This window comes from Oscillibacter sp. KLE 1745 (assembly GCF_000469445.2).
Classification (GTDB): domain Bacteria; phylum Bacillota; class Clostridia; order Oscillospirales; family Oscillospiraceae; genus Oscillibacter; species Oscillibacter welbionis.
Genome location: NZ_KI271682.1, coordinates 1 through 209 on the forward strand (window position 1 = coordinate 1; position 209 = coordinate 209).

Consider the following 209-nt stretch of genomic DNA (forward strand, 5'->3'; position numbering starts at 1 on the left):
TCGTGCCGCCCAGATTGCAAAGGCGGTGGGTGCGCTTGGTGCGTTCGCCTTTCTCCAGATACTTCTTTCTATTCTCCAGACGCTCCAGCTTGTGTTGTTCCTGTGCAAGCTGCGTCTCGGCTCGTTCCTTTTCGGCTCGGAGCTGGTCAAGGGTTTTCGGTTTTGTCATTGTGATTGACCTCCTTTTTTGATTTTGGGGATAAAAAAAG

1 protein-coding gene is annotated in these 209 nt (G+C 50.7%); it reads right to left on the minus strand.

The window, feature by feature from the left end; translation table 11 throughout:
- Positions 1–169 (minus strand): DUF3847 domain-containing protein (locus tag HMPREF1546_RS02930; RefSeq protein ID WP_036636473.1); only part of this gene is annotated, 169 nt, incomplete at its 3' end.
- Positions 170–209 lie beyond the last annotated feature (40 nt).